The 20,959-nt window shown below is 70.4% G+C and carries 18 protein-coding genes and 1 pseudogene; 14 read left to right on the top strand and 5 right to left on the bottom strand.

What is annotated here, in order from left to right:
- The gene (locus tag ABD481_RS07985; protein ID WP_344664904.1) at positions 1 to 2,073 is read right to left on the bottom strand and encodes a hypothetical protein; all 2,073 of its coding nucleotides are present in this window, start codon (positions 2,071 to 2,073) and stop codon (positions 1 to 3) included.
- Positions 2,074 to 2,275: 202 nt separating this feature from the next.
- Between ABD481_RS07985 and ABD481_RS07980 the strand changes: the two genes are divergently transcribed.
- Positions 2,276 to 3,631 carry a tetratricopeptide repeat protein gene (locus ABD481_RS07980; RefSeq protein WP_344664903.1) on the top strand — a complete coding sequence of 452 codons (1,356 nt, stop codon included), beginning with the start codon at positions 2,276 to 2,278 and terminating at the stop codon, positions 3,629 to 3,631.
- 158 nt (positions 3,632 to 3,789) lie between these two features.
- Here the strand turns inward: ABD481_RS07980 and pdxR are convergent, their stop codons facing one another.
- Entirely contained in the window at positions 3,790 to 5,238 is a 1,449-nt protein-coding gene (pdxR, locus tag ABD481_RS07975; protein ID WP_344664902.1) for a MocR-like pyridoxine biosynthesis transcription factor PdxR, read from the bottom strand.
- 97 nt (positions 5,239 to 5,335) lie between these two features.
- Here pdxR and ABD481_RS07970 point away from each other — a divergent pair, with 97 nt between their 5' ends.
- The 8 genes from ABD481_RS07970 (at position 5,336) to ABD481_RS07935 (ending at position 11,484) form a co-directional block, all read left to right on the top strand.
- Positions 5,336 to 5,464: a hypothetical protein gene (locus tag ABD481_RS07970; protein ID WP_344664901.1), complete on the top strand. Its 129-nt coding sequence runs from the start codon at positions 5,336 to 5,338 to the stop codon at positions 5,462 to 5,464.
- A gap of 35 nt (positions 5,465 to 5,499) precedes the next feature.
- Complete coding sequence (locus ABD481_RS07965; RefSeq protein ID WP_344664900.1) at positions 5,500 to 6,288, top strand: cell division protein FtsQ/DivIB; 789 nt, start codon at positions 5,500 to 5,502, stop codon at positions 6,286 to 6,288.
- A 301-nt stretch (positions 6,289 to 6,589) separates the two neighbouring features.
- Positions 6,590 to 7,777, top strand: coding sequence for a cell division protein FtsZ (ftsZ, locus tag ABD481_RS07960; protein ID WP_344664899.1), 1,188 nt, complete (start codon positions 6,590 to 6,592; stop codon positions 7,775 to 7,777).
- Positions 7,778 to 7,788: 11 nt separating this feature from the next.
- Entirely contained in the window at positions 7,789 to 8,538 is a 750-nt protein-coding gene (gene pgeF / locus ABD481_RS07955) for a peptidoglycan editing factor PgeF (RefSeq protein ID WP_344664898.1), read from the top strand.
- Between the two features lie 6 nt (positions 8,539 to 8,544).
- Positions 8,545 to 9,255 carry a YggS family pyridoxal phosphate-dependent enzyme gene (locus ABD481_RS07950; RefSeq protein ID WP_344664897.1) on the top strand — a complete coding sequence of 237 codons (711 nt, stop codon included), beginning with the start codon at positions 8,545 to 8,547 and terminating at the stop codon, positions 9,253 to 9,255.
- A 151-nt stretch (positions 9,256 to 9,406) separates the two neighbouring features.
- A complete protein-coding gene (locus tag ABD481_RS07945) occupies positions 9,407 to 10,021 on the top strand; it encodes a cell division protein SepF (protein WP_344664896.1) in 615 nt (204 codons plus the stop codon).
- Between the two features lie 99 nt (positions 10,022 to 10,120).
- Complete coding sequence (locus tag ABD481_RS07940) at positions 10,121 to 10,405, top strand: YggT family protein (RefSeq protein ID WP_344664895.1); 285 nt, start codon at positions 10,121 to 10,123, stop codon at positions 10,403 to 10,405.
- A 56-nt stretch (positions 10,406 to 10,461) separates the two neighbouring features.
- The gene (locus ABD481_RS07935; RefSeq protein WP_344664894.1) at positions 10,462 to 11,484 is read left to right on the top strand and encodes a DivIVA domain-containing protein; all 1,023 of its coding nucleotides are present in this window, start codon (positions 10,462 to 10,464) and stop codon (positions 11,482 to 11,484) included.
- Positions 11,485 to 11,621: 137 nt separating this feature from the next.
- Here the strand turns inward: ABD481_RS07935 and ABD481_RS07930 are convergent, their stop codons facing one another.
- Positions 11,622 to 11,900: an Lrp/AsnC family transcriptional regulator gene (locus tag ABD481_RS07930; protein WP_344664893.1), complete on the bottom strand. Its 279-nt coding sequence runs from the start codon at positions 11,898 to 11,900 to the stop codon at positions 11,622 to 11,624.
- Between the two features lie 24 nt (positions 11,901 to 11,924).
- Positions 11,925 to 12,737 carry a rhomboid family intramembrane serine protease gene (locus ABD481_RS07925; protein WP_344664892.1) on the bottom strand — a complete coding sequence of 271 codons (813 nt, stop codon included), beginning with the start codon at positions 12,735 to 12,737 and terminating at the stop codon, positions 11,925 to 11,927.
- Between the two features lie 441 nt (positions 12,738 to 13,178).
- Between ABD481_RS07925 and ABD481_RS07920 the strand changes: the two genes are divergently transcribed.
- The 4 genes from ABD481_RS07920 to ABD481_RS07905 all read left to right on the top strand — a co-directional run bounded on the left by ABD481_RS07920 (position 13,179) and on the right by ABD481_RS07905 (position 17,164).
- On the top strand, positions 13,179 to 14,504 hold the full coding sequence (locus ABD481_RS07920) for an NYN domain-containing protein (protein WP_344664891.1): 1,326 nt from the start codon (positions 13,179 to 13,181) through the stop codon (positions 14,502 to 14,504).
- Positions 14,505 to 14,871: 367 nt separating this feature from the next.
- Entirely contained in the window at positions 14,872 to 15,975 is a 1,104-nt protein-coding gene (locus ABD481_RS07915) for a C40 family peptidase (RefSeq protein ID WP_344664890.1), read from the top strand.
- A 56-nt stretch (positions 15,976 to 16,031) separates the two neighbouring features.
- Positions 16,032 to 16,526 carry a YfbM family protein gene (locus ABD481_RS07910; protein WP_344665096.1) on the top strand — a complete coding sequence of 165 codons (495 nt, stop codon included), beginning with the start codon at positions 16,032 to 16,034 and terminating at the stop codon, positions 16,524 to 16,526.
- 116 nt (positions 16,527 to 16,642) lie between these two features.
- Positions 16,643 to 17,164 (top strand): GNAT family N-acetyltransferase, encoded by a 522-nt coding sequence (locus ABD481_RS07905; protein WP_344664889.1) that lies wholly within the window; start codon positions 16,643 to 16,645, stop codon positions 17,162 to 17,164.
- A 114-nt stretch (positions 17,165 to 17,278) separates the two neighbouring features.
- Here ABD481_RS07905 and ABD481_RS07900 read toward each other — a convergent pair.
- Positions 17,279 to 18,131 (bottom strand): annotated as a pseudogene (locus tag ABD481_RS07900) (transposase).
- Positions 18,132 to 18,671: 540 nt separating this feature from the next.
- On the opposite strand from ABD481_RS07900, the gene ABD481_RS07895 reads away from it, so the two are divergent.
- Entirely contained in the window at positions 18,672 to 20,507 is a 1,836-nt protein-coding gene (locus tag ABD481_RS07895; RefSeq protein ID WP_344664888.1) for a CRISPR-associated endonuclease Cas3'', read from the top strand.
- Positions 20,508 to 20,959 lie beyond the last annotated feature (452 nt).

The following is a 20,959-nucleotide window of genomic DNA, read 5'->3' as shown; positions in this document are numbered from 1 at the left end:
TCAGCCGATGGTGTAGGCGTTGGCGACGGTCTGCGTGATCGAGCCGCCGAGCGCGTCGGTGGCCGTCACCTTCAGCCACGGCGTGCTGCCCGCGGCAGCCGCGTTCGGCCACACCGCCAGGAAGTGATTGCCGATCGTCGGCACCACGGCCGCGGCGGTCCACGTCGCACCCTTGTCGTAGGACACGGAGACGGTCGCCCCGGTGGCGCGCGCGGTCGAGCCCACGCCGCCGTAGCTCTGGTGGCCGACCGCCAGGTCGAGGGTCTGGATCCGGCTGTGCGAGGTGTTGGTCGCGTCTGTCGCCAGGTGGTAGCCCAGGTTCAGCACCGGAAGCACGGTGCAGGGCGTGGTCCCGGTGCCCTGGGCCATGCACGAGTTGCCGGCCGGGAGGGTGGCCTTCGAGTTCGGCTTGCCGTCGCGGCTCGGGGCGTAGGGCACGGTCACGTCGGTGTGGGTGGCCGTGGACTGCGTCAGCGGGAAGCTGCTCGCGTCCAGGTCGAACACGAGGCGGTAGACGCCCGGCTTCTGTGGCTGGTCGGTGAGCTCGGCCCCGAAGGCGTAGTCCTGGGAGAAGACCTCGGCGCCGTCGCGGTAGACGGTGGTGTGGACGTTCGCCGGGCCCATCAGCTGCGGAGTGCTGTCCGGGTTGTCGTCGGTCAGCGGGGTCAGGCCCAGGTCCACGGTGCCGCCGGCGGCGCAGGCGCGGCACCAGGTGGGGTCCGGGAACTGCCCGACCTGCGCGGTCAGCGGACCGTGGCCCCAGGTGCGCCACTGCTCGCCCGGGCCGGTGTAGACGTCCCGGTCGGCCGCCAGCCCCAGGAAGTACGGGTTGGGGTCGGACTCGGCGGGCAGCGTCGGGAAGACGGCGCGGGTCCAGGAGATGTCGCCGACCGGGGCGCCGATGTACGTGGTGAGCCGCGCCGGGACCGGGAAGTCGTGGCCGACCTGGAAGCTGCCGAATCCCGCGATGGCCGGGCCCATCATGTACTCGCCCAGGCGCCGCGGGTTGCCGCCGTCGGTGTCGATCGTGTTGTGGACGGTTTCGAGCGCGGCGGCGTCGACGGTGTGCCGCTGGTCGGCGTCGATGTGGTCCGACGGCGGGAATATCACGTCGTACCGGTAGGGCTGCGCGGCGTCGGCCGGGCCCCCGCCGCCCCAGGCGACAAGCTGGAACTCGAAGTGGCCGACCTGCGAGGGGCCGGTCGGGGAGACGAACACCGGGGAGCTGCCCATGAGGCTGAACGAGCCGCTCTGGCTGTTCTGGTCGACGCCGCTGAAGCGCAGGAACTCCAGGTCTGTGGTGGTCGGCTTCGGCGCGCTCGCGGTCACCAGCGAGGAGGCGGTGCGCTCGTCGGCGGTGAGCGTCGTGACGCCGGTCTCGGCGACCGTGAGGTTCGACTCGGTGACGACGCGCGAGGAGTCCGTGCCGGTGGCCGGGTCGTAGTCGTAGTACACGGTGTTCGCTATGTAGTGGCCGGACGGGACGGCCACGCGGTCGACGCCGTTGATCACCGGGATCGGCACCGACCAGCGGGTGACGTCGTCGGCGTTGGTGAGGAACGTCACAGCGTTCGCGGCCGAGCCGTCGAGGCCGAGTGTGTTGATCTGCAGGATGTGCAGCGGGTAGTGCGGGATTACGGCGGCCGGCTGAACGGCGTCGGCCTTGGCGGCGCCCGCGGCGCTCGCCTTGGCACTCGCCGTGTGCAGCGCGGGCACGTCGTACTGCGACGGATCGAACTGGCCCGAGCGCAGCACCGAGAGCGGAATGACGTAGGTGTGTGCGGGATTCGGCGCGAAGACGGCCGCCGGGACGGTGCGCCCGTCGGGCGCGAGGACCGCGGTGGTGGGGCCGGTGCCGGTGCCAGTGCTGTTGCCGGCGCCGGTGACGGCCACGCGGTCGCCGTTGGGAAGCACGCTGACCTGTGACGTCAGCTGCGGAATCGAGAGCGGGACGGCCTGCGGGGACTTCGGCGCGGCAGCGGCCTGAGCGGTCGCGGCGCCGACGGTCCCTCCCAGCCCGAGTGCCGCGGCGGCGGCCAGAGCGGCCGGGACGCGGCGGGTGCGGTTGCGCACGTGCGGTTTCCTCCGTGTAGTGGGACTGGCGCGCGGCGTGCGGCGGGATGCCGCGACCGCGCTGCCTTTCGCATCATCGACGGGTCGGAAAGCCGATTGCGTTCGCACGCCGAGTGAATCCGGGTACGTATTCTCGGATATTGAGACAAGAATCGGTAAAACCCCAGGGCAGGGCCGGGCATCGGCGGATACGGTACCTGCGATGACTCCCGAGAACCCTTCCCACGCCGCCGCGGGCGGCGACGAATCCGCTGATGACGAGCCCGCCGACGACCCCTTGGCGGTGGCCGAGGCCCTGGTGGCCGAGGACGATATCAGTGGCCTGATCCGACACCTGCGCGGCGCCGGGGACCGGCTGCCGCTGGCCGACCTGGCCCGGGTGCTGCACGCCGCCGCGCGCAGCTCCGGGTTCGACGACCTGGCCGAGGCCGCGGCCGATCTGGTGGGCGCCGAGGCCGGCGGGGACGCCGAGGACCGGGCCCGGGCCCTGTTCGACTTCGGCTACACCTGCATCGAGCGCGGCATCGCCTTCCTGGCGATCCGGCCGCTGAGCGCGGCGGTGGAGCTGGAGCCGGCCGTGGTGTCGATCCGCACCGAGCTGGCGGCGGCCTACGAGCGCGAGTTCCGCCACCGCGAGGCCGTCGCGGTGCTGCGGGCCCACGAGGGCGACCTGCCGTGGCTGGCGCGGTTCCAGCTGACCTACAACACGATCCTGGCCGGCGACCTCGTGCAGGCGGAGGAGGCGTTCGCCGCGCTGCCGCTGCCGGAGGAGCCGGACTGGGTGCCGGCGCGGGAGAAGGTGCGCGCGATGCTCGTGCGGGCCGCGACGGCCCGGGTCCAGGACGGGGCGCTGGGCCCGCGCGATCTGCGCGGCTGGCACTTCGCCCTGACCGGCGGGGTCCTGATCAACATCTCGCCGTGGGGCTACGACGCCGGCATGACCGGGCGCTGGGCCATGGTCGGGGACTCCTACGGCAGCATCGTGGAGGTGCTGCGACGCGTCGCACTGGTGCTGCGCTCCCGAGGGCTGCGGCCGCGGAGCGTGTCGGTGCTGCCGGACCGGGACAGCCGGATCCTCGGCCTGGCGGCGGCGCTCTGGTTCGGGCTGCCGGCCGTGCCGTTCGAGCCGGACCGCGGCGACACGCTGGTCGTCGCCTACGACCTCAACGAGGCCGATCCGGAGACGCTCGCCGCGCTGCGGGCGCGCCGGCCCGGGCAGGTCCTGTTCGAGCGGGCCACGAACTGGACCGACGCGCCGCTGGCCGCCGCCGACGTCTGCGGGTTCCTGCGGCAGTCGGTGATGACGCCGTGGGGCTCCAAGCTCCGCATGGTCGACGGCCAGGCGGTGCGCACCGATCCGGACCCGCGCCCGGCCGACGAGATCGCGGCGGAGCTGGCGGCCGCGGCGGCGGACGTCGACGCCGGGGACGGCGCCACCCCGCTGGACACCGACGAGGTGCTCCTGGAGTTCGTCGGCGGCGTCGGCGAGAGTTGGCTGGGAGCGCCGCGCGAATACGTGGGATCGCCCGGGCCGGTGCCGAGTTCCCGATTCGGGTAGCGGCGCGACGGCGCTCACCGCTCACCGCTCACCAGTGCCGAGATAGCCGAGATACGCGAGAGCCCGGCCACTCCTCGCCAGGATGGCCGGGCTGTTCTCGTGGCCGTCTTCTGGCCGTCTTCAAGGGCGGCCCTCTCGAAAGCGGTCCTCGAAGGCGATCAGCCCTGCTTAGAGCCCGCCATCGACTCGTGAACGAGTTCGACCAGCACCCGCACGCCCTCGTCCACCACCCGGTCGTCGAGATTCGCGTAGCCGACCAGCAACTGCTCCCGGTTGGGCTCCCCGGTCAACCGCAACAGATTCATGTCGCAGATCGAGACCCCCCGGCGCGTCCCGGCCGCGATGATCCGCTCGGCGTCGGCTCCCGGCGGCAGATCCACCAGCAGGTGCAACCCCGACCTCAGGCCCCTGATCCGGATCCCCGGCAGCTGCTCGTCCAACGCCGCCAGCAGGGCGTCCCGGCGGGCCCGGAACCGCTGCCGCGAGGTGCGCAGATGACGGTCGTAGGCTCCGGACTCGATGAACTGCGCGAGCGCCAGCTGGTTCAGCGCCGGCGCCGCCGTGGTCATCTGCAACTCGGTCCGGACCGCTGCGGCCCAGCGCGCGGGGACCGCCGCCCACCCGACGTTCACCGTCGGCGTCATGGTGCGGCTCATGGAGCCCAGCAGCGCCACCCGGCGCGGATCCAGACCCTGCATCGCCGGCGGCGAGACGCCTTCGTAGACGAACTCGGAATCGTAGTCGTCCTCGATGACCAGGCCGTCGACCCGGGCCGCCCACTCGACCAGCCACCGGCGGCGCGCCTCGGACAGCACCGAGCCGTTGACCGCCTGATGGGCCGGCGTCACCGAGACGACGCGGACGTCCGGAAACCCGGCCAGCGCCTCGGGGATCACGCCGTCGTCGTCAATCGGCAGCGGGACCGGCTCCAGCCCGGCGGCGCGCGCCGGGTCCAGGATGCCGCTGGAGCCGGGGTCCTCGACGGCGATGCGGCGGTGGCCCTGCGCCGCCAGGCTCCGGCACAGCGCGGCCATCCCCTGGCGGGCGCCGGTGCAGATGGTCAGCAGCGTCGGGTCCACGGCGGTGGCGCGGCGGCGGTTCAGATGCTCGGCGAGCACCGTGCGCAGGCGCGGCTCGCCGCCGGCGGGCGCGTAGCCGAGCTGGTCGAACGGGACGGTCTCGGTGACGACGCGGATGGCCTGGACCCATTTGCGGCGCGGGAAGGCGCGGAAGTCCGGGGTGCACTGCGCGAAGTCGTAGCGGGCCGCCTGCGCGTGCGCCCGCGGCGCGCCGGGGAAGTGGCCCGAGCCGGTCGGGCGGCGCTCGTCCGGTTCCGGGGACCAGCTCACCCGGGTCGCCGAGCCGGTGCGGCCGGCCAGAAAGCCCTCTGAGATCAGCTGGCTGTAGGCCTGGGTGACGGTCCAGCGGGAGACCCGCAGCTCGGCGGACAGCACCCGGCTGGGCGGCAGCGCCGATCCCAGGGGCAGGCGGCCGGCCCGGATGGCGACGCGGACCGCCTCGGCCAGGCGGTTGGGCAACGGACCGGGGCGGGTGCCGGACAAGTCCAGCAGGGCCTCCCAGGCCAGATTGGTCTGTGATTCCGCCACGGCATTGGATCGTAGCCGTGTTCGATCTCTTCCTACAGTTGTTTTGGAAGCAGAGGAAACACATTAAACGGGGTCCAATCAGTTGAAAGCGAAGCTCATGAACAACCTCAAAACGGTTCTGCGCCGGCGGCCCTCCCGCAAGGCCGGAATCCGGTACGACCCGTACTTCGCCGATCCGGAGAAGGTGGAGGACGACTACCGCAGGCTCAGGCGCGGCGACGGCTGACCGGCTCCGGAGGCCCCATCTGCGAAACTGGGCCCATGAACGCCACCGGCACCGACCAGAACCGGGTCAGCAGGGTCCTGGTCGAGCGGTATCTGGACCGGTTGCGCAAGCGGCGCCGCTGGCGGCGGCTGACGGTGACGGTCACCGTCGCGCTGGCGCTGCTGATCCTGTCCGGATACGGCCTGCTCTGGCACACCAAAGTCTTCGACGTGCGCTCCACCAGTGTCTCCGGTGTCAAGGTCCTCACCAAGCAGCAGGTGCTGGCCGCCGCCGCGATCCCGCCGCACGAACCGGTCGCGGGGGTGGACACCAAAGCCGCCAAGGCCCGGCTGATGACCCTGCCCCGGATCAAGAACGCCTGGGTCGAGCGGGTCCTGCCGCACACCGTCGCGATCACGGTCCTGGAGCGGGTGCCGGCCGCCGCGCTGCCCGCCGCGGACGGGTCGTTCGTGATCGTCGACGCCGACGGCGTGGCCTTCGACACAGCGCCGGTGCAGACCGCGATCCCGGCGGTGCCGGTCATCCACTTGGAGCAGTTCGCCGATCCGCGCCCGAAGGACCGCGCGGCCACCGTCGCCGGGGCGCTGGCCGCGCTGACCGCGCTGCCGGAGCCGCTGCGGTCGCGGGTGACGACGGTGTCCGCGACCGGGCCGTATGCCATCACCCTTACGCTCAAGCCCTCCACCGCGAAACAGCAGGCGGTGACCGTGGCGTGGGGCGGTCCGGAGCAGCCCGATCTCAAGGCACGGATACTGGCCGCGCTGATCGGTCGCGACGCCGGGCACTATGACGTCAGCGCGCCGGACGCCCCCGCCTTCTCGTGACGGTTCGAGTCCGGCACCGGCAATCCGCTAAGATCGGAGTGCGCTATCGGACAACATACGTATTCCCCTCATCGGAAGACGGGCTCACGCGAAGGGTCGTCGGACTACGCTGAGAAGTAAAACCTGCTGACAGTTTCGGCGTGTTCGTTGAACCTCACAGGTCGCGGGACCTAATGTCCTGTAAAGACTTCACAGTCGCACGACCCCGCCGTGTCACCGGCCGGTGTGGGCGGGACTAAGGTGATCACGGGGTTTTCGGCCCGGATACAGATCACCGCACACCACGGAGAGGCCGTCGGACGTGGCAGCACCGCAGAACTACCTGGCCGTCATCAAGGTCGCCGGCATCGGCGGCGGCGGCGTCAACGCCATCAACCGGATGATCGAGGTCGGTCTGAAGGGCGTCGAGTTCATCGCCGTCAACACCGACGCCCAGGCTCTGCTGATGAGCGACGCCGACGTCAAGCTGGACGTCGGCCGCGAGCTCACCCGCGGCCTCGGGGCCGGCGCCAATCCGGAGGTGGGGCGCAAGGCGGCCGAGGACCACGCCGAGGAGATCGAGGAAGTCCTCAAGGGCGCGGACATGGTGTTCGTCACCGCCGGCGAGGGCGGCGGCACCGGTACCGGCGGGGCCCCGGTGGTGGCCCGGATCGCCCGCGAGCTCGGCGCGCTGACCATCGGTGTGGTGACCCGGCCGTTCACCTTCGAGGGCCGGCGCCGGGCGAACCAGGCCGAGGACGGCATCGCGGCGCTGCGCGAGGAAGTCGACACCCTGATCGTCATCCCCAACGACCGGCTGCTGTCGATCTCGGACAAGAACGTCTCGGTGCTGGACGCCTTCAAGGCCGCCGACCAGGTGCTGCTCTCCGGTGTGCAGGGCATCACCGACCTGATCACCACCCCGGGCCTGATCAACCTGGACTTCGCGGACGTGAAGTCGGTGATGAGCGAGGCCGGCTCGGCGCTGATGGGCATCGGCTCGGCCCGCGGCGACGACCGCGCGGTGGCCGCCGCCGAGATGGCCATCTCCTCCCCGCTGCTGGAGGCCTCCATCGACGGCGCCCGCGGCGTGCTGCTGAGCATCTCCGGCGGCTCCGACCTCGGCCTGTTCGAGATCAACGAGGCCGCGCAGCTGGTCAGCGAGGCCGCGCACCCGGAGGCCAACATCATCTTCGGCGCGGTGATCGACGACGGCCTGGGCGACGAGGTCCGGGTCACCGTGATCGCGGCCGGCTTCGACGGCGGCGAGCCGGCCAAGCGCCGCGCGCCGCACGCCACGTCCTCGGCGGCGGCCGCCGCGAACCGCTACGACGAGACCAGCGTCCGGGACGGCATGCGCGAGCAGGTGCTGGGCACCCTGCCCAAGCCGGCCGAGGCCGGAGCGCCGGCCCACGACCCGATGGCCGACACCCAGACGGTCACGGTGATCCCGCCGCAGCCGGCCCCGCTGCCGGCCGACGAGCTCGACATCCCCGACTTCCTGAAGTAGGTCCGGCACCCGTGGCGATATGGCAGCACACCGGTCCGGTGGGCGACGGCGGCACCGCCCGCTTCGCCTTCTCCGACCGCTGGGGCGGCGTCTCCAAGGCCCCCTACACCGCGACCAACCTGGGCGGGCACGTCGGCGACGACCCCGAGGCGGTCGCGGCCAACCGCTCCCTGGTGGCCTTCGAGCTGGGGTTCGCCGACCCCGGCAACGTGGTCTACATGAACCAGATCCACGGCGCCGACGTGGCCTACGCCGCCGCGCAGTGGCAGGGCCGGGCGCCCGACGTGGACGCGCTGGTCACCGACCGCCGGCACCTGGCGCTGGCGGTGCTGGTCGCCGACTGCGTGCCGGTGCTGCTGGCCGACGCCGAGGCCGGCGTGGTCGGCGGCGCGCATGCCGGGCGGCCGGGGATGAAGGCCGGCGTGGTGGCGGCCACCGTGGAGAAGATGGTGGGCCTGGGCGCGGTGCCGGAGCGGATCGTCGCCGTCACCGGCCCGTCGGTGTGCGGGCTGTGCTACGAGGTGCCCGAGCGGATGCGCGCGGACGTGGCCGAGAAGGTCCCGGCCAGCCACGCGGTGACCCGGCAGGGCACGCCGGGGCTGGACGTCGCCGAGGGCGTGTGGGCGCAGCTGGAGGCGGCCGGGATCGACCTGAAGGAGTCGGTGCGGCTGCGGATCTGCACCCAGGAGTCCGCGGACTACTACTCCTTCCGCGGCGAGGGCACCACCGGGCGCTTCGCCGGCTTCGTCTGGCTGGACTGAGCGACCATGGGCGAGCAGAGCCGGCTGGAGCAGATCCGCTCGAATCTGGCCGTGGTCCGCGAGGACATCGCGGCGGCCGCGCGCAAGGCCGATCGCGACCCGTCCGAGGTGACCCTGATCGCGGTGACCAAGACCTATCCGGCCTCCGACGTCCGGATCCTGGCCGAGCTGGGCGTGCTGGACGTGGGCGAGAACCGCGACCAGGAGGCCGCCCCGAAGGCCGAGGCGACGGCGGGCCTGGGCCTGCGCTGGCATTTCATCGGACAGTTGCAGACCAACAAGGCCGGATCCGTCGCCGCGTACGCGGATTTCGTGCATTCCGTGGACCGCGCGCGACTGGTCTCCGCACTTTCCAAAAGCGCTTTGCGATATGACAAAGAGTTGACTTGTTTGGTGCAGGTCGACCTGGGTAACGCAGAGCCCGTGGAAGCGAATACCGCGCGCGGCGGCGCCCTCCCGCACGAGGTCCTCCCGCTGGCCGAGGCGATCGCCGGGGCCCCCGGGCTCACGCTGGGCGGACTCATGGCGGTCGCGCCGCTGGGCGAGGATCCGGGACGGGCTTTCGCGCGGCTGGGCGAGCTCGCAACGAGCTTGCGATCAGCACACCCATCAGCCACCATGATCTCGGCGGGGATGAGTGGGGATCTGGCGGAAGCGGTGGCGGCGGGCGCGACACACGTGCGCATCGGCAGCGCGATACTCGGTATCAGACCGTGATTCCGGTAACGTCGCATCTATCGAACATCGGATACGACGAAGACCGCACGCCTCGCACACTCATCGACCGCGATCGGGAAACCTCCGCGGCACCTATTTACGTTGACAGATGCAAGACAGCCGTAACAGGCCCAGTCCGGAGGCGAACACCATGGCCGGCATGATGCGCAGAGCAGCGGTCTACCTCGGGCTCACTGACGAACAGCGGTTCGAGGACGAGCGGTACTACGACGACTACGAGGACGAGTACGAGCCGGAGCAGACCGAGCACGCCGCGGCGGCGCCGGTCGAGCCCCGCCGCGAGCCGGAGGACACGTCCGCCGGTGCGCTCGTCGTCGCGCAGAACGACCGCCGCGCGTTCGCGGCGCCTTCCAACGTGACGGTGATGCCGGACCGCTCCGAGCGGTCCCCGCGAGCCGACCGAGCCGAGAGAGGTGGACCGGTGATGTACAGCGTCCCGATGGACCGGTCGGCGGACCGCGAAGCGTCCTACCGCATCACCACGCTGCACCCGCGGACCTACAACGAGGCCCGCACGATCGGCGAGCACTTCCGCGAGGGGGTGCCGGTGATCATGAACCTCACCGAGATGGAGGACGCCGACGCCAAGCGCCTGGTGGACTTCGCGGCCGGCCTGATCTTCGGCCTGCGCGGCAACATGGAGCGGGTGACTCAGAAGGTGTTCCTGCTGTCGCCTGCTAATGTCGACGTGACGGCCGAGGACAAGGCCCGGATCGCCGAGGGCGGGTTCTTCAACCAGAGCTGACGCCGCGAGGCGAGTACTTCGGGTCCTCCGGCGTCCCGCGGATGGTGACGACACCGCACGCGGCGGGGCGCCGGATGAAGGTGGGAAGGGGAGAGCGCTATGAGCGTTGTGGGGGCGTTGCTCCTGTGGGTGCTCTACCTTTTCGCGCTGTGCATGATCGTCCGCCTGATCATCGGCTGGGTTTTGGTATTCGCCCGGTCATGGGAGCCGCGGGGTGTCATGCTGGTCGTCGTGGAGACGGCGTACACGGTCACGGATCCTCCCCTGAAGCTGCTGCGGCGTTACATCCCGCCGCTCCGGCTCGGCGGGATGGGGTTTGACGTGGCGTTCATGATCCTGGGGATCATCGTCTTACTGCTGATCCGGGTCGCGGCTACGCTGTGACCGGGTAATGTCTGTGCGAATGCCGACGACCACGCCACGCCTGAGGTGAATGAAAGATGCCGTTGACTCCCGAGGACGTCCACAACAAGCAGTTCACGACCGTACGCCTGCGTGAGGGCTACGACGAGGAAGAGGTGGACGCCTTCCTCGACGAGGTCGAGGCCGAGCTGACCCGCTTGATCCGCGAGAACGAGGAGCTGCGCGCCAAGCTGGCCGCCGCGACCCGGGCCGCGGCCTCGGCGGCGGCCGCGCCCGTGCCGATGCGGCGGGAGCCGACCCCGATACCCGCGCCCGCCCCGGTTCCGGCTCCGCTCCCGGCGCCGTTGCCGGCTCCGCTGCCGGTGCCCCAGGCGCCGCAGTTCCAGGCCCCCGGCGGGGACTCCGCGGCGCGCGTCCTGGCGCTGGCGCAGCAGACCGCCGACCAGGCGATCGCCGAGGCCCGCAACGAGGCCAACAAGATCGTCGGCGAGGCCCGCAGCCGGGCCGACGGCCTGGAGCGCGAGGCCCGCGGCAAGGCCGACGCCCTGGAGCGCGACGCGCAGGAGAAGCACCGCGTGGCGATGGGCTCGCTGGAGACCGCCCGCGCCGCCCTGGAGCGCAAGGTCGACGACCTGCGCGCCTTCGAGCGCGAGTACCGCCAGCGGCTCAAGAGCTACCTCGACGGCCAGATGCGCCAGCTGGAGGCCTCCGGCGGCGACGACCTGGCCGGCTCCGCGCCGCGTCCGCAGCTCGGCGCCTCCGGCCTGACCCCGCCGCCCCCGCCGCCGCCGGCCCCGCAGATGCCGATGCAGGCCTCGCTGCCGGCCGGCATGTCGCAGATGGCGCCGCCGGCCCCGGCCGGGATGAACGGCCAGGGCCTGGGCTCCACCGGCTCCTACCAGTCGCAGGGCGCCGGCTCCAACGCCGCCGCGCTGACCCAGACCATGGCCCCGATCCGGCCGCAGATGCCGCCGCCGCCCCCGATGGGCGGCCAGCAGCCGCCGTTCATGGGCGCGGGCAACGGCCTGGGCCAGCCCTCGGTGCCGTCCCAGCCGTCCCCGATGCGCGGCTTCCTGATCGACGAGGACCCCGACGCCTGAGTCCAGGCCGAGAAGGTCACCAACTGCACAGACACAATGACGTGGCGTCATAAGCCCCGCTTCCGGATTCCGGAAGCGGGGCTCGGCGTGTGTGGGGGCCCGGGTGTGGGGCGGGGCCCGGCGCAGGCCCGGCCGGTTCAGTCCAGGCCCAGCGAGAAGGCCGCCTCCAGGTCCAGGGCGCTGTATGTGCGGAACGACACATGGGTCACCGTGTGGCTCACCCCGGCCACCTTGTTCACGCCGCCCGGGATCACGTCGGCCAGCTGCTCGTGCTCGCGCACCCGCACCATGGCGATCAGGTCGTACTCGCCGGTCACCGAGTAGACCTCACTCACCCCGGCCAGCTGCGAGATCTTCTCGGCGACCTCGGGGATGGCGTCGACATCCGTCTTGATCAGAACGATGGCTGTGATCACAGGAACTCCTTCTCGCGCGACGATTTAGCGATGGTATTGGCCGTAGGGATCGTCCGGATCGGCGGACCGGTAGTCCGGGGCCAGCGGGGGCGTCCCGGAACCCTCCGACTCCGCCTTTTGCCGCAGCCGCAGCGGATCGTCGGGACCGCGGCCCCGGCCGATCACCAGCGCCGCGTACACCAACCCCAGGACGAACCCGGAGACGTGCGCGTAGTAGGCCACGTCGCTGGAGCTGGAGACGCCGATCGTCTGCTGGAACTCGGGCAGCTGCATGACGAACCAGAACCCGAGCACCAGCCAGGCCGGCACCCGCAGCGGCAGGAACCACAGAAACGGCAGGAGCAGCGTCACACGGGCCTGCGGGAACAGGAAGGCGTAAGCGCCCAGCACGGCCGCGATCGCCCCGGAGGCGCCCACCAGGGGCGCGTTGGCGGTCGGATTGGCCCACGCGAAGGCGTAGGTGCTCAGCGCGCCGCCCACGATGTAGAAAAGCAGATAGTGCACCCGGCCGAACTGGTCCTCGACGTTGTTGCCGAAGATGTACAGGAACAGCATGTTGCCCAGCAGGTGGATCCACCCCGCGTGGACGAATATCGCCGTGAAGGCCGGCCACACCGGCGCGCCGTGGCCGCCGTGCGCGCCGCCGAGCAGCTGCGACGGGATCGCGCCGTAGTGGTAGAGGTACGCGTTCTCCCTGGCCTTGCGGCCGGCGTCGGGGTCCGGGCCGGCGAAGGCGATGGGCCCCAGGAGGAACACCACGACGTTCGCGATGATCAGACCGTAGGTGACGACGGGGGCCCGGGAGACCGGGTTCTTGTCGTGAATCGGGATCACCACTGTTGCATCATGGCCCATGGCGCGCCGCGATGGCTCACAGCGGCGCGCGAGGGAGATCCGAATCCGGAGATCCGAAACGCGGCTCCGAGGGCCTACCTTTGAGTTAGGAAGCGGGTCCTTGGCGCGCCGGGCTGAGCTCGGGCCGATAGGGTCGGCGGATCGAGATCGGAATCGGTGCCGAATCGGTGCCGAACCGGGACCCGGATCGGTGTCGGCGTGTGCGCGGGTCCGGGTATCGGTATCGGTACCGCGTCGGCGGGCGTTGTCGGTGGTGCTGGTCGGTGCTGGTCGGTGCTGGTCGGTGCCGGTTGGTGCCGGTCGGTGCCGGTCGGTGGCGGTCGGTGGCGCCGGCGGGTGCCGGCGGATGCCGCGGGCGGATGGTGTCGGCCGGTGCCGTCGACAGATGTGCAAGGTGAACGTCGGACAAAGGGAGTGGGGCAGGTGAGTGCAGCGGAAGGCGAACGCCTGACCGTGACCCTGCCCGACTCCGTCCGCCAGCGCGTGGTCGAGATCGCCTCCGATGCCCTCGGCAAGCTGCCGGCGGCCGAGATCCCGGCGCCCCTGAAGCCGTTCGCCAAGTTCGCCCCGGCGAAGCGCGCCAAGGCCGCCGCGATCCCGATGGCCGCCGCCCTGGAGAGCGACGGGGCCTTCCGTGCCCGGGTCGCCGAGCGGGTCCGCGACACCGCCCCGGACCTGTCCGAATCGCTGTTCGCCGGCGTGGTGCCGGCCGCCGCCGACCCGCACGAGATCGCCGCCGTCGCCTACCTGCTGCGCCCGCAGGGCTGGACCGGGATCGTCAAGGACGCGCTGGACGCGGTCGCCCAGGGCGCGCGGACCGCCGCCGGGGAGGCCGCCGAGAGCGAGGTGGCGCGGCTCAACGCCGAGGTGGCCGAGCTGCGCGAGGTGGCGCGGCAGGCCTCCGACGCCCTGCGCGTGGTCCAGGACGAGGCCCGTCGCGAGGGCGACCAGCTGCGGCGCAAGGTCCGGCAGCTGGAGGCCGACATGCGGCGCGCGCTGGCCGCGGCCCGCTCCGCCGAGGCGGCGCTGGAGGCGGAGCGCTCGGCGTCCGGCTCCGCGGCCTCGGCCGGGGAGGCCGAGGTACGGCGGCTGCGGACCCGCCTGGCGGCCGCCGAGTCGGCGCTGGACGCCGCCCGCCGCTCGGCCCGCTCCGGGCGCTCCGAGGGCGACATGCGGCTGCGGCTGCTGCTGGACACGCTGGCCGGGTCCGTGAAGGGTCTGGAGCGCGAGCTGGCGCTGCCCCCGACCCAGGACCGGCCGGCCGACACCGTCGCCGCCTCCGCGCCGGACACGCTGGCCCCCTCCGACATGTCGATGCAGGGCCGGGCCAAGGACGACCCGGCGCTGCTGGACCAGCTGCTGACGCTGCCGATGGTGCACCTGGTGGTGGACGGCTACAACGTCACCAAGAGCGGCTACCCGACGCTGTCGCTGGCCGAGCAGCGGGTCCGGCTGGTGGGCGGCCTGGCGGCGCTGGCGGCGCGCACCGGGGCCGAGGTCACGTGCGTGTTCGACGGCGCGGCGCTGGACGGCCCGGTGCGGCTGACGCAGCCGCGGGGCGTGCGCGTGCTGTTCTCGGCGCCGGGGGAGATCGCCGACGAGCTGATCCGCCGGCTGGTGGCCGCGGAGCCGGCCGGGCGGCCGGTGGTGGTGGTGTCCTCGGACCGGGAGGTCGCGGAGGGGGTGCGGCGGTCGGGGGCGCGGCCGGTGCCGGCTTCGATGTTGTTGAATCGGATGGCGCGGTTCTAGGGGGTTTTTAGGGCGTTTCCAGGGCGTTGGGCTGGGTGCCGGGCTGGGCCGCGCGTAGCGCCGGCGACTCTGCTGTCCGGAGCGCTGGCCGGGGTGCTGTTCGGCGTTGTGTCGGGTTGCTGTGCGCGGCCGAGTGAGGCCGTGTGAGGCCGAGTGAGGCCGAGTGCGGTCGTTTGCAGTGGTTTGCGACCGTTTGCGGTCGTGCGTCGCGTCGCCGCAGGTGGGGATCAGTACCCGGACGTCCGGTCGTTCGCCTAATCGTCTATTCGAGTGTCGGAGTCTTGCCGGGGACGGTCCGGCCGGACTAGGTTCGTGCGCTGTTCTGCCGATATCGCCGGGTGTGCCCGGATGCGGAGGTCACCACAGAATGGCGCATCACAGTACGAAGCGGAGCCGATCCTCCTGTGCCCGTCCGGCGCTGTCGGCGCGCGGGCGCACGGTCGCGGTGGCCGCGCTGACCGCCGTCGCGGCGGCCGCGGGCGTCGTCGCCACGGCGGCGGCCGTCCCGGCGCCCCGGAAGCCGGGCCCGGCCCCCGACGGCCGCGAGACCGCGACCGTGAAGGCCCAGATCGCCGCGCTCTACCGCCAGGCCTCCGAGCTGACGCAGGCCTACGACGCGGCACAGGAGCAGGCGGCGCACCTGACGATCGCCGTCCAACACTCCGAATCGGAGCTCCAACAGGTCGGCGCCGACTACGTCCACCAGCGCTCCGCCCTGGGAGCCATCGCCGCCGACCAGTACCGCGCCGGCGGCGTCGACCAGCGCCTGGCCCTGATGCTCGCCGACCACCCGGACACCTTCCTCGGCAACGCCGCCATGGCGGCCCGCCTCAGCGACGAGCAGCGCGGCCGGATCGCCGAGGCGGTGGAGAGCCAGCGCCGCCTGATCGAACTCCAAAGCGCCGCCGCCGACCAACTCGCCGACCTGAGCCGCACCCGCGACACCGCGTCCCGGAGCCGCCAAGCGGTCAACGACCAGCTCCGCCGGGCGCAGGCCCTCCTCGGCACCCTGTCGGCCTCGCAGCGCCGTGCCGTCGCGGCCGCGGACTTGGGACCGGACAGCAGCGGGTTCACCGGCGAGAGCGTCGATCCGGCGACGCTGGCGCACCCGGCCCTGCCGGCGTCGTCCCGGGCACGCACTGCGATCGCGGCGGCTTACGCGGACCTTGGGAAGCCGTACGTGTTCGGCGCCGAGGGCCCCGACGCGTTCGATTGCAGCGGTCTGATTCAACGGGTGTGGCGTCAGGCCGGCGTCGAGCTGCCGCGGACGTCGTCGGAGCAGGCGGAGGCGGGCCAGCGGGTGCCACTGTCCGACATCCAGCCAGGTGACCTGGTGATCTACTACTCGGGGCGGAATCATATTGGGATGTATGTGGGGGACGGGAAGATCATCCACGCGCCGCATCCGGGGACGCAGGTGCGGATCAGTCCGCTGATGTCGATGCCGGTGAATATGGTGGTGAGGGTGTGAGGTAGGGCTGTCGTCCCGGCTTGTCGCCGCCGATGTCTATGGTGGGCGCCGTGAGCATGATCGGGGAGTACTTGAGGGTGACGCCGTCCGAGCTGGACAGGGCGGTGAGGGATCCGGAGTGGGCGCTGGAGTTGGCGGAGTTGGTGATGGACGCCCAGGAGGATGATGCGCCGACCGCGGCGGATGCCAGGCACTTCAGCACTTATAAGACCTGGAACTTGCTGGGGTTTCTGCTGCGCCGGTTCGGGTTTCCGGTCGACGTGGTGCATGGCGAGGAGCAGTTCGCCGAGGACGAGGACTGGGGTTACGGGCCGCCACGGTTCCTGTCGGTGGAGCGCGTGCGGGCGGCGGCGTTGGAGTTGGAGCGCGTGTCCTATGACGATCTGCTTCGCGGGGTCGAGGTTGGCGAGTTGGCCGAGGCGAAGGTCTACCCGATGGGCTGGGAGCAGCGCGGCGAGTTGGAGTGGGCCAGGGATTACTACGGTCGGCTCGCGGTCTTCTTTCGTGCTGCGGCTGCCGGTGGCGATGCGGTCATTGTCTGGCTTGACTGACGGATTTCGGGCGGCGGCGGAGCTGGTGCTGGTGAGGGCTGGGTCAAGCTTGGGATCCAGTGCTGGCCGGGTTAGTGAGGTCGCGTTCGGTGTGAGCGGTGCGGCAGTCTTGATGAATGACTGACGTCTCGATCAGAAGGTCTCGCCCAGGTGATGGCGAGGCTTGTGCCCACCTTTGGCGAGAACTCGGCGCTCTGTATTCGGAGATGAATCCGCATACGTTCCAGGTGCCGACCGCAGAGGGCTTGGCGGAGTGGCTTGATGAGCGGATGGCTTTTTATCAGGACAGTCAGGAGCTGTTGTCGTTGGTCGCGGAGGTCGACGGTGTTGTGATCGGGACGCTGACTGCTGTGCTTCATGAGCCGAGTGAGACCGCTGTGCGGCAGGTCCAGACTGATTTGGGTCGGCGACGGCTGCATATCGACAACCTGGGCGTTGCGGGGTCGCATCGACGGGCTGGTGTTGGCTCGGCGTTGATGCGGGCTGCTGAGGAGTGGGGGCGTGAGCGGGGGGCGGAGGTTGTGTTGTTGGAGACTGAGGCGAACAATCCGATGTCTGTGCCGTTTTATGAGGAGCGGATGGGGTTCAGTGCTGAGGTTGTGGTTTTTCGTAAGGAGATTGGGGTTTTGGGGGAGTGATGCTTGGCTCGGCGTGGTGGGAAGGGGCGTTGTCTTAGGCCGTCAGCTGCGCCAGACGCGTCAGCTGTGTCAGCTGATTACTGGGATGCGGCTAGGGCCTGTCTGTGGTTGTGGTCATGTGGCGGGGCGGAGGCTGCGGATCCAGATCAGCGATCCGCGTAGCTGGAGCCCCGCCATGTAGCTGTCGGGTGTCTTGTCGTATCGGGTGGCCAGGCCGCACCATGCTTTGATCTTGTTGATGCAGCGCTCCACGGTGTTGCGGTCCCGGTACTGTTCGGCGGCGACGGCACCGGGGCGGGTGCGGGGGCGTCCGATCGGGCCGCGCACCTTGACCTGCTCCAGTACGGCGACGAACCGCGGGCTGTCGGCGGCCTGCCCGAGCGTGAGCAGAAACGCCAACGGACGACAGCGCTGGTCGGCGGCCAGGCGAACCTTGCAGGTCAGGCCGCCGCGTGAGTGCCCCGGAGCCGCCGCCGTCAGCCGGGCTCGGCGCCGCCGTCGCACGCGCCGACGCTCGTCCTGTTCAGCCTGCAGCGCCTGCTCATCGCCGGTCAGCGCGGTTGTCCGGTACCGCCCGCCCCTTTTCGGCTGCCGCGGCCTGCTCCAGCGCCGTCAGCACCGCCGGATCCACCACCATCCCGGCCGCGTCCTGATGTGCGCGGGCCACCATGGAATCCACGCTGACCAGCGACAAGTCCACCTGCCCCCGCGCCGCGGCCTCGGCGATCATCCCGTCCATCAGCGCCGCGAACACCCCCGCCTGGCGCCACCGGGCGAACGCGTCGTACACCGTCTGCCACCGGCCAAACTCGGCCGGCATCTCCCACCACTGGCCTCCGGTACGGAACCGCCAGATCACGCCCTCGAACTGCTCACGCAACCGCTGCGGATACGGACCGAACCGCCCGATCGGCAAAAACGGCCCGATCAAGCCCCACTCATCATCGTCCAGCTCACGCCGCGTCACATCAGCGTTCTACTAGCCCCAGCATGATCAGCGACCCGATCGGCCCATCAGATCACAACATCAGACGGGCCCTAGTAGTTGGCCACTAGACAGTTAGACGGTGTCGGATTCTGCGCTAGGGTCGGGTCGCGGACGCGGAGGGAGTCTGGGGTGGCTGGCGGGTTCGAAGAGTTCTTCTATGCAGCGACCGGCCGGGCTCCTGATGCCGTGCAGGCTGCCATGGCGGCGCAGGGTCTTCCCACAGAGTTGAGGATGGCTGCTGGGGCGGACACGACTGCTGCCGGTGTGTTGCCCTGGCTTTTTCGGCGGGTGGTTGGTACGCCGGAGTCGACGCCGCGGAGGTTGGTGTATGTGCTGCCGGCGCATAGCCTTCCGGAGCGGGCGGTTGGGCGGATTGAGGGGTGGTTGCGGCGGTTGGGGGAGTGGGGGGCGGAGTGGGAGGGTGGTGAGGGGTTTGGGGCTGGGGCTGGGTTTGGGCTTGGCGTTGGCGACGAGGTTGGAGTGTATTTGCTGGCCGGAGCCGTCCGGAGTGGTGGCTGGATGCGGCATCCGGAGCGGACCGCGATCTTGGTGGGTACGCACGATCTGTTGTTGAGCAGGGCTCTGATGCGTGGCTTTGCTGGCTCGCGGCGGATAGCGCCGGTGGAGTATGGCCTGCTGAACAATGATGCGCAGTGGGTTTTTGATGGTGTGGAGCGGCTTGGTCCTGGGTTGGCGACGAGTGTTCGGTTGCAGCGGATGCGGGATGCGATGGGTACGGTCGCGCCTACCGCGAGTCTGTGGATGTCGTCGGGTGAGGCTGTGGCTGGTGGGGGCGTTGTGGATGTCGGGGATGTTGTTGGCGATGTCAGGGATGTTAGGGATGTCGGGGGTGTTGGGGAGGTTGGGGATCTGGCTCGGGACGTTGTGGCTGCGCATGTCGCGGGGACTCAGACTGCTGTTGTTGTCGGGTCGGTGGCTCGGGCCCGTGCGCTTTATCGTGCGCTGCGGGTGGGTGCGCCGGAGCGGGACGTTGTGCTCGTTCATCCCTATTTTCGTGCTGCTGATCGACGTGATCGGGTGGCTGAGTTGGGGGAGCGGGAGGTCGATCGGATTGTTGTGGGGACGCGTGCGTTGGAGGCAGCGATTGATTTTGTGCCGCGTACTTTGCTGAGGGAGGAGGGCGAGCGCGAGGTGGCGGTGGCGGTGGAGGTGGAGGTCGGAGGGGTTGAGGCGGTTGAGGTGGTTGGGGAGTGGGATGAGTCTGATCTGCTGGCGCTGTTCGACACTGCTGTTGATTCTTCGGATCTGGATGTGGCTGGTTGGGTCTGCGAACCCGCGGATCGTATGGCGTTGGTTGCGTGGCGGGAGTGGGAGGCTGGCGGGCCTTCGGAGGAGGAGCCTGAGGCGGGGCGTGAGGAGTTGTGTCCCGTTCCGTTGGATGAGCTGGGTTCGGTGCTGGATGGTCGGGCTTGGGTGCGGGCTGCGGGTGATGGGGGTGGCGACTATGTGTGGCGTCGTGCGAGGGCCGAGGATCTGAAGCCTGGTGTGGTGATGTTGTTGGATGCGCGGTGCGGCGGCTATCTGGCTGATGAGGGTTGGTCACCGGAGAGTGCTGAGCCGGTTCAGCCGGTGGTGGTGGGTCCGGAGCCGCCGAGGTATGTCTGTGTTGTGTGGGTCACTCTTGATCAGCATCTTGCTGAGACGGAGGAAGAGGCGCGGTTGCTGGTTGAGGCGCTGGTGGGTGGTGTGGGTGAGATGGGTGGGGTGGGCGGGATGGGCGGGATGAGTGGTGCGGGTGAGGTGGGCGGTGTCGGTGGCGTGGATGTGCCCGAGAGGTATCAGGAAGCTGTTTTTCTGGCGGCGCGCTATCACGATCTCGGCAAGTGCCACGAGGTGTTCCAGGAGTTGTTGCGCGCCGGTGGGGGCGACGCGCCGGATGGGCTGCTCGCCAAGTCGAAGTCGCCGTTCAGCACTGGTCGGTCCCGGCGGCCGCACTTTCGACATGAGTTGGTCAGCGCTTTGATGCTGGCTCATGGTGGTCATTGGCATGGCGAGTCGGTTGATCATCAACTTGTGACGTACCTGGCCGCCGCGCACCACGGCATGGTGCGGATCTCAGCGACAGCGTATGAGGATGAGGCGCTGGCGATCCTGGGTGTCGTCGACGGCGACCGGACGCCGGCAGTCACGTTGTCGAGCGGCGAGACCTTTCCGGCGCAGGAACTGAGGACAGCGGACTTCCGGCCCGAGAGCGGTGGATTGTGGTCGGCGCAGGCTCGGGCGCTGCGAGATCGTGCTGATGTTGGACCGTTTCGGCTTGCTTTTCTTGAGGCTTTGGTGCGGGTTGCCGATTGGCGGAGCAGTGCGCGGCACGATGGGCCGGAGGCGGGGTGAAAGGCTTTTTTGACGACCTTCGGCCATGGTGCTGACTGGTCGGTGGCGGTCGTTGGGTGGGGGTGGGGTCAGGCTCCGAGAGCTGTTGCGGGGGTGGGGAAACCCAAGGTCAAAGGCCAGTTCAAGAGCCAGTCAAGGTCAACTGCGCCTCCGGCGGCCCCTCCGGGGAGGGCCTCGCTCTGGAAAGAGTGGGGCCGGGCGGGTTGGCGCGGCCTTGGTCGGTGGTTCCGGTTTCGGTTCCGGTCTTTCCGTCGCATCGTCGCCTGAAGGAATCACACCGCCCAGGCGGTATCAAGGCGACCCTTCAGGTGCCGTGCCCTGGCTGATGCGAGCCTTGACACCGCCTGGGCGGCGCGATTGGCTACGCCCGCCGACGCGACAGTCAGTCATGATGGTCTGGGCACTGCGGCCTCGGGTCTGACCCGCGACGCGATCGACACCCCGGCCCTTCT

The organism is Catenulispora yoronensis (genome assembly GCF_039531695.1).
Classification (GTDB): domain Bacteria; phylum Actinomycetota; class Actinomycetes; order Streptomycetales; family Catenulisporaceae; genus Catenulispora; species Catenulispora yoronensis.
Note: the sequence above shows the minus strand (reverse complement) of the source record. Positions and strands in the feature narration are given on the sequence as shown.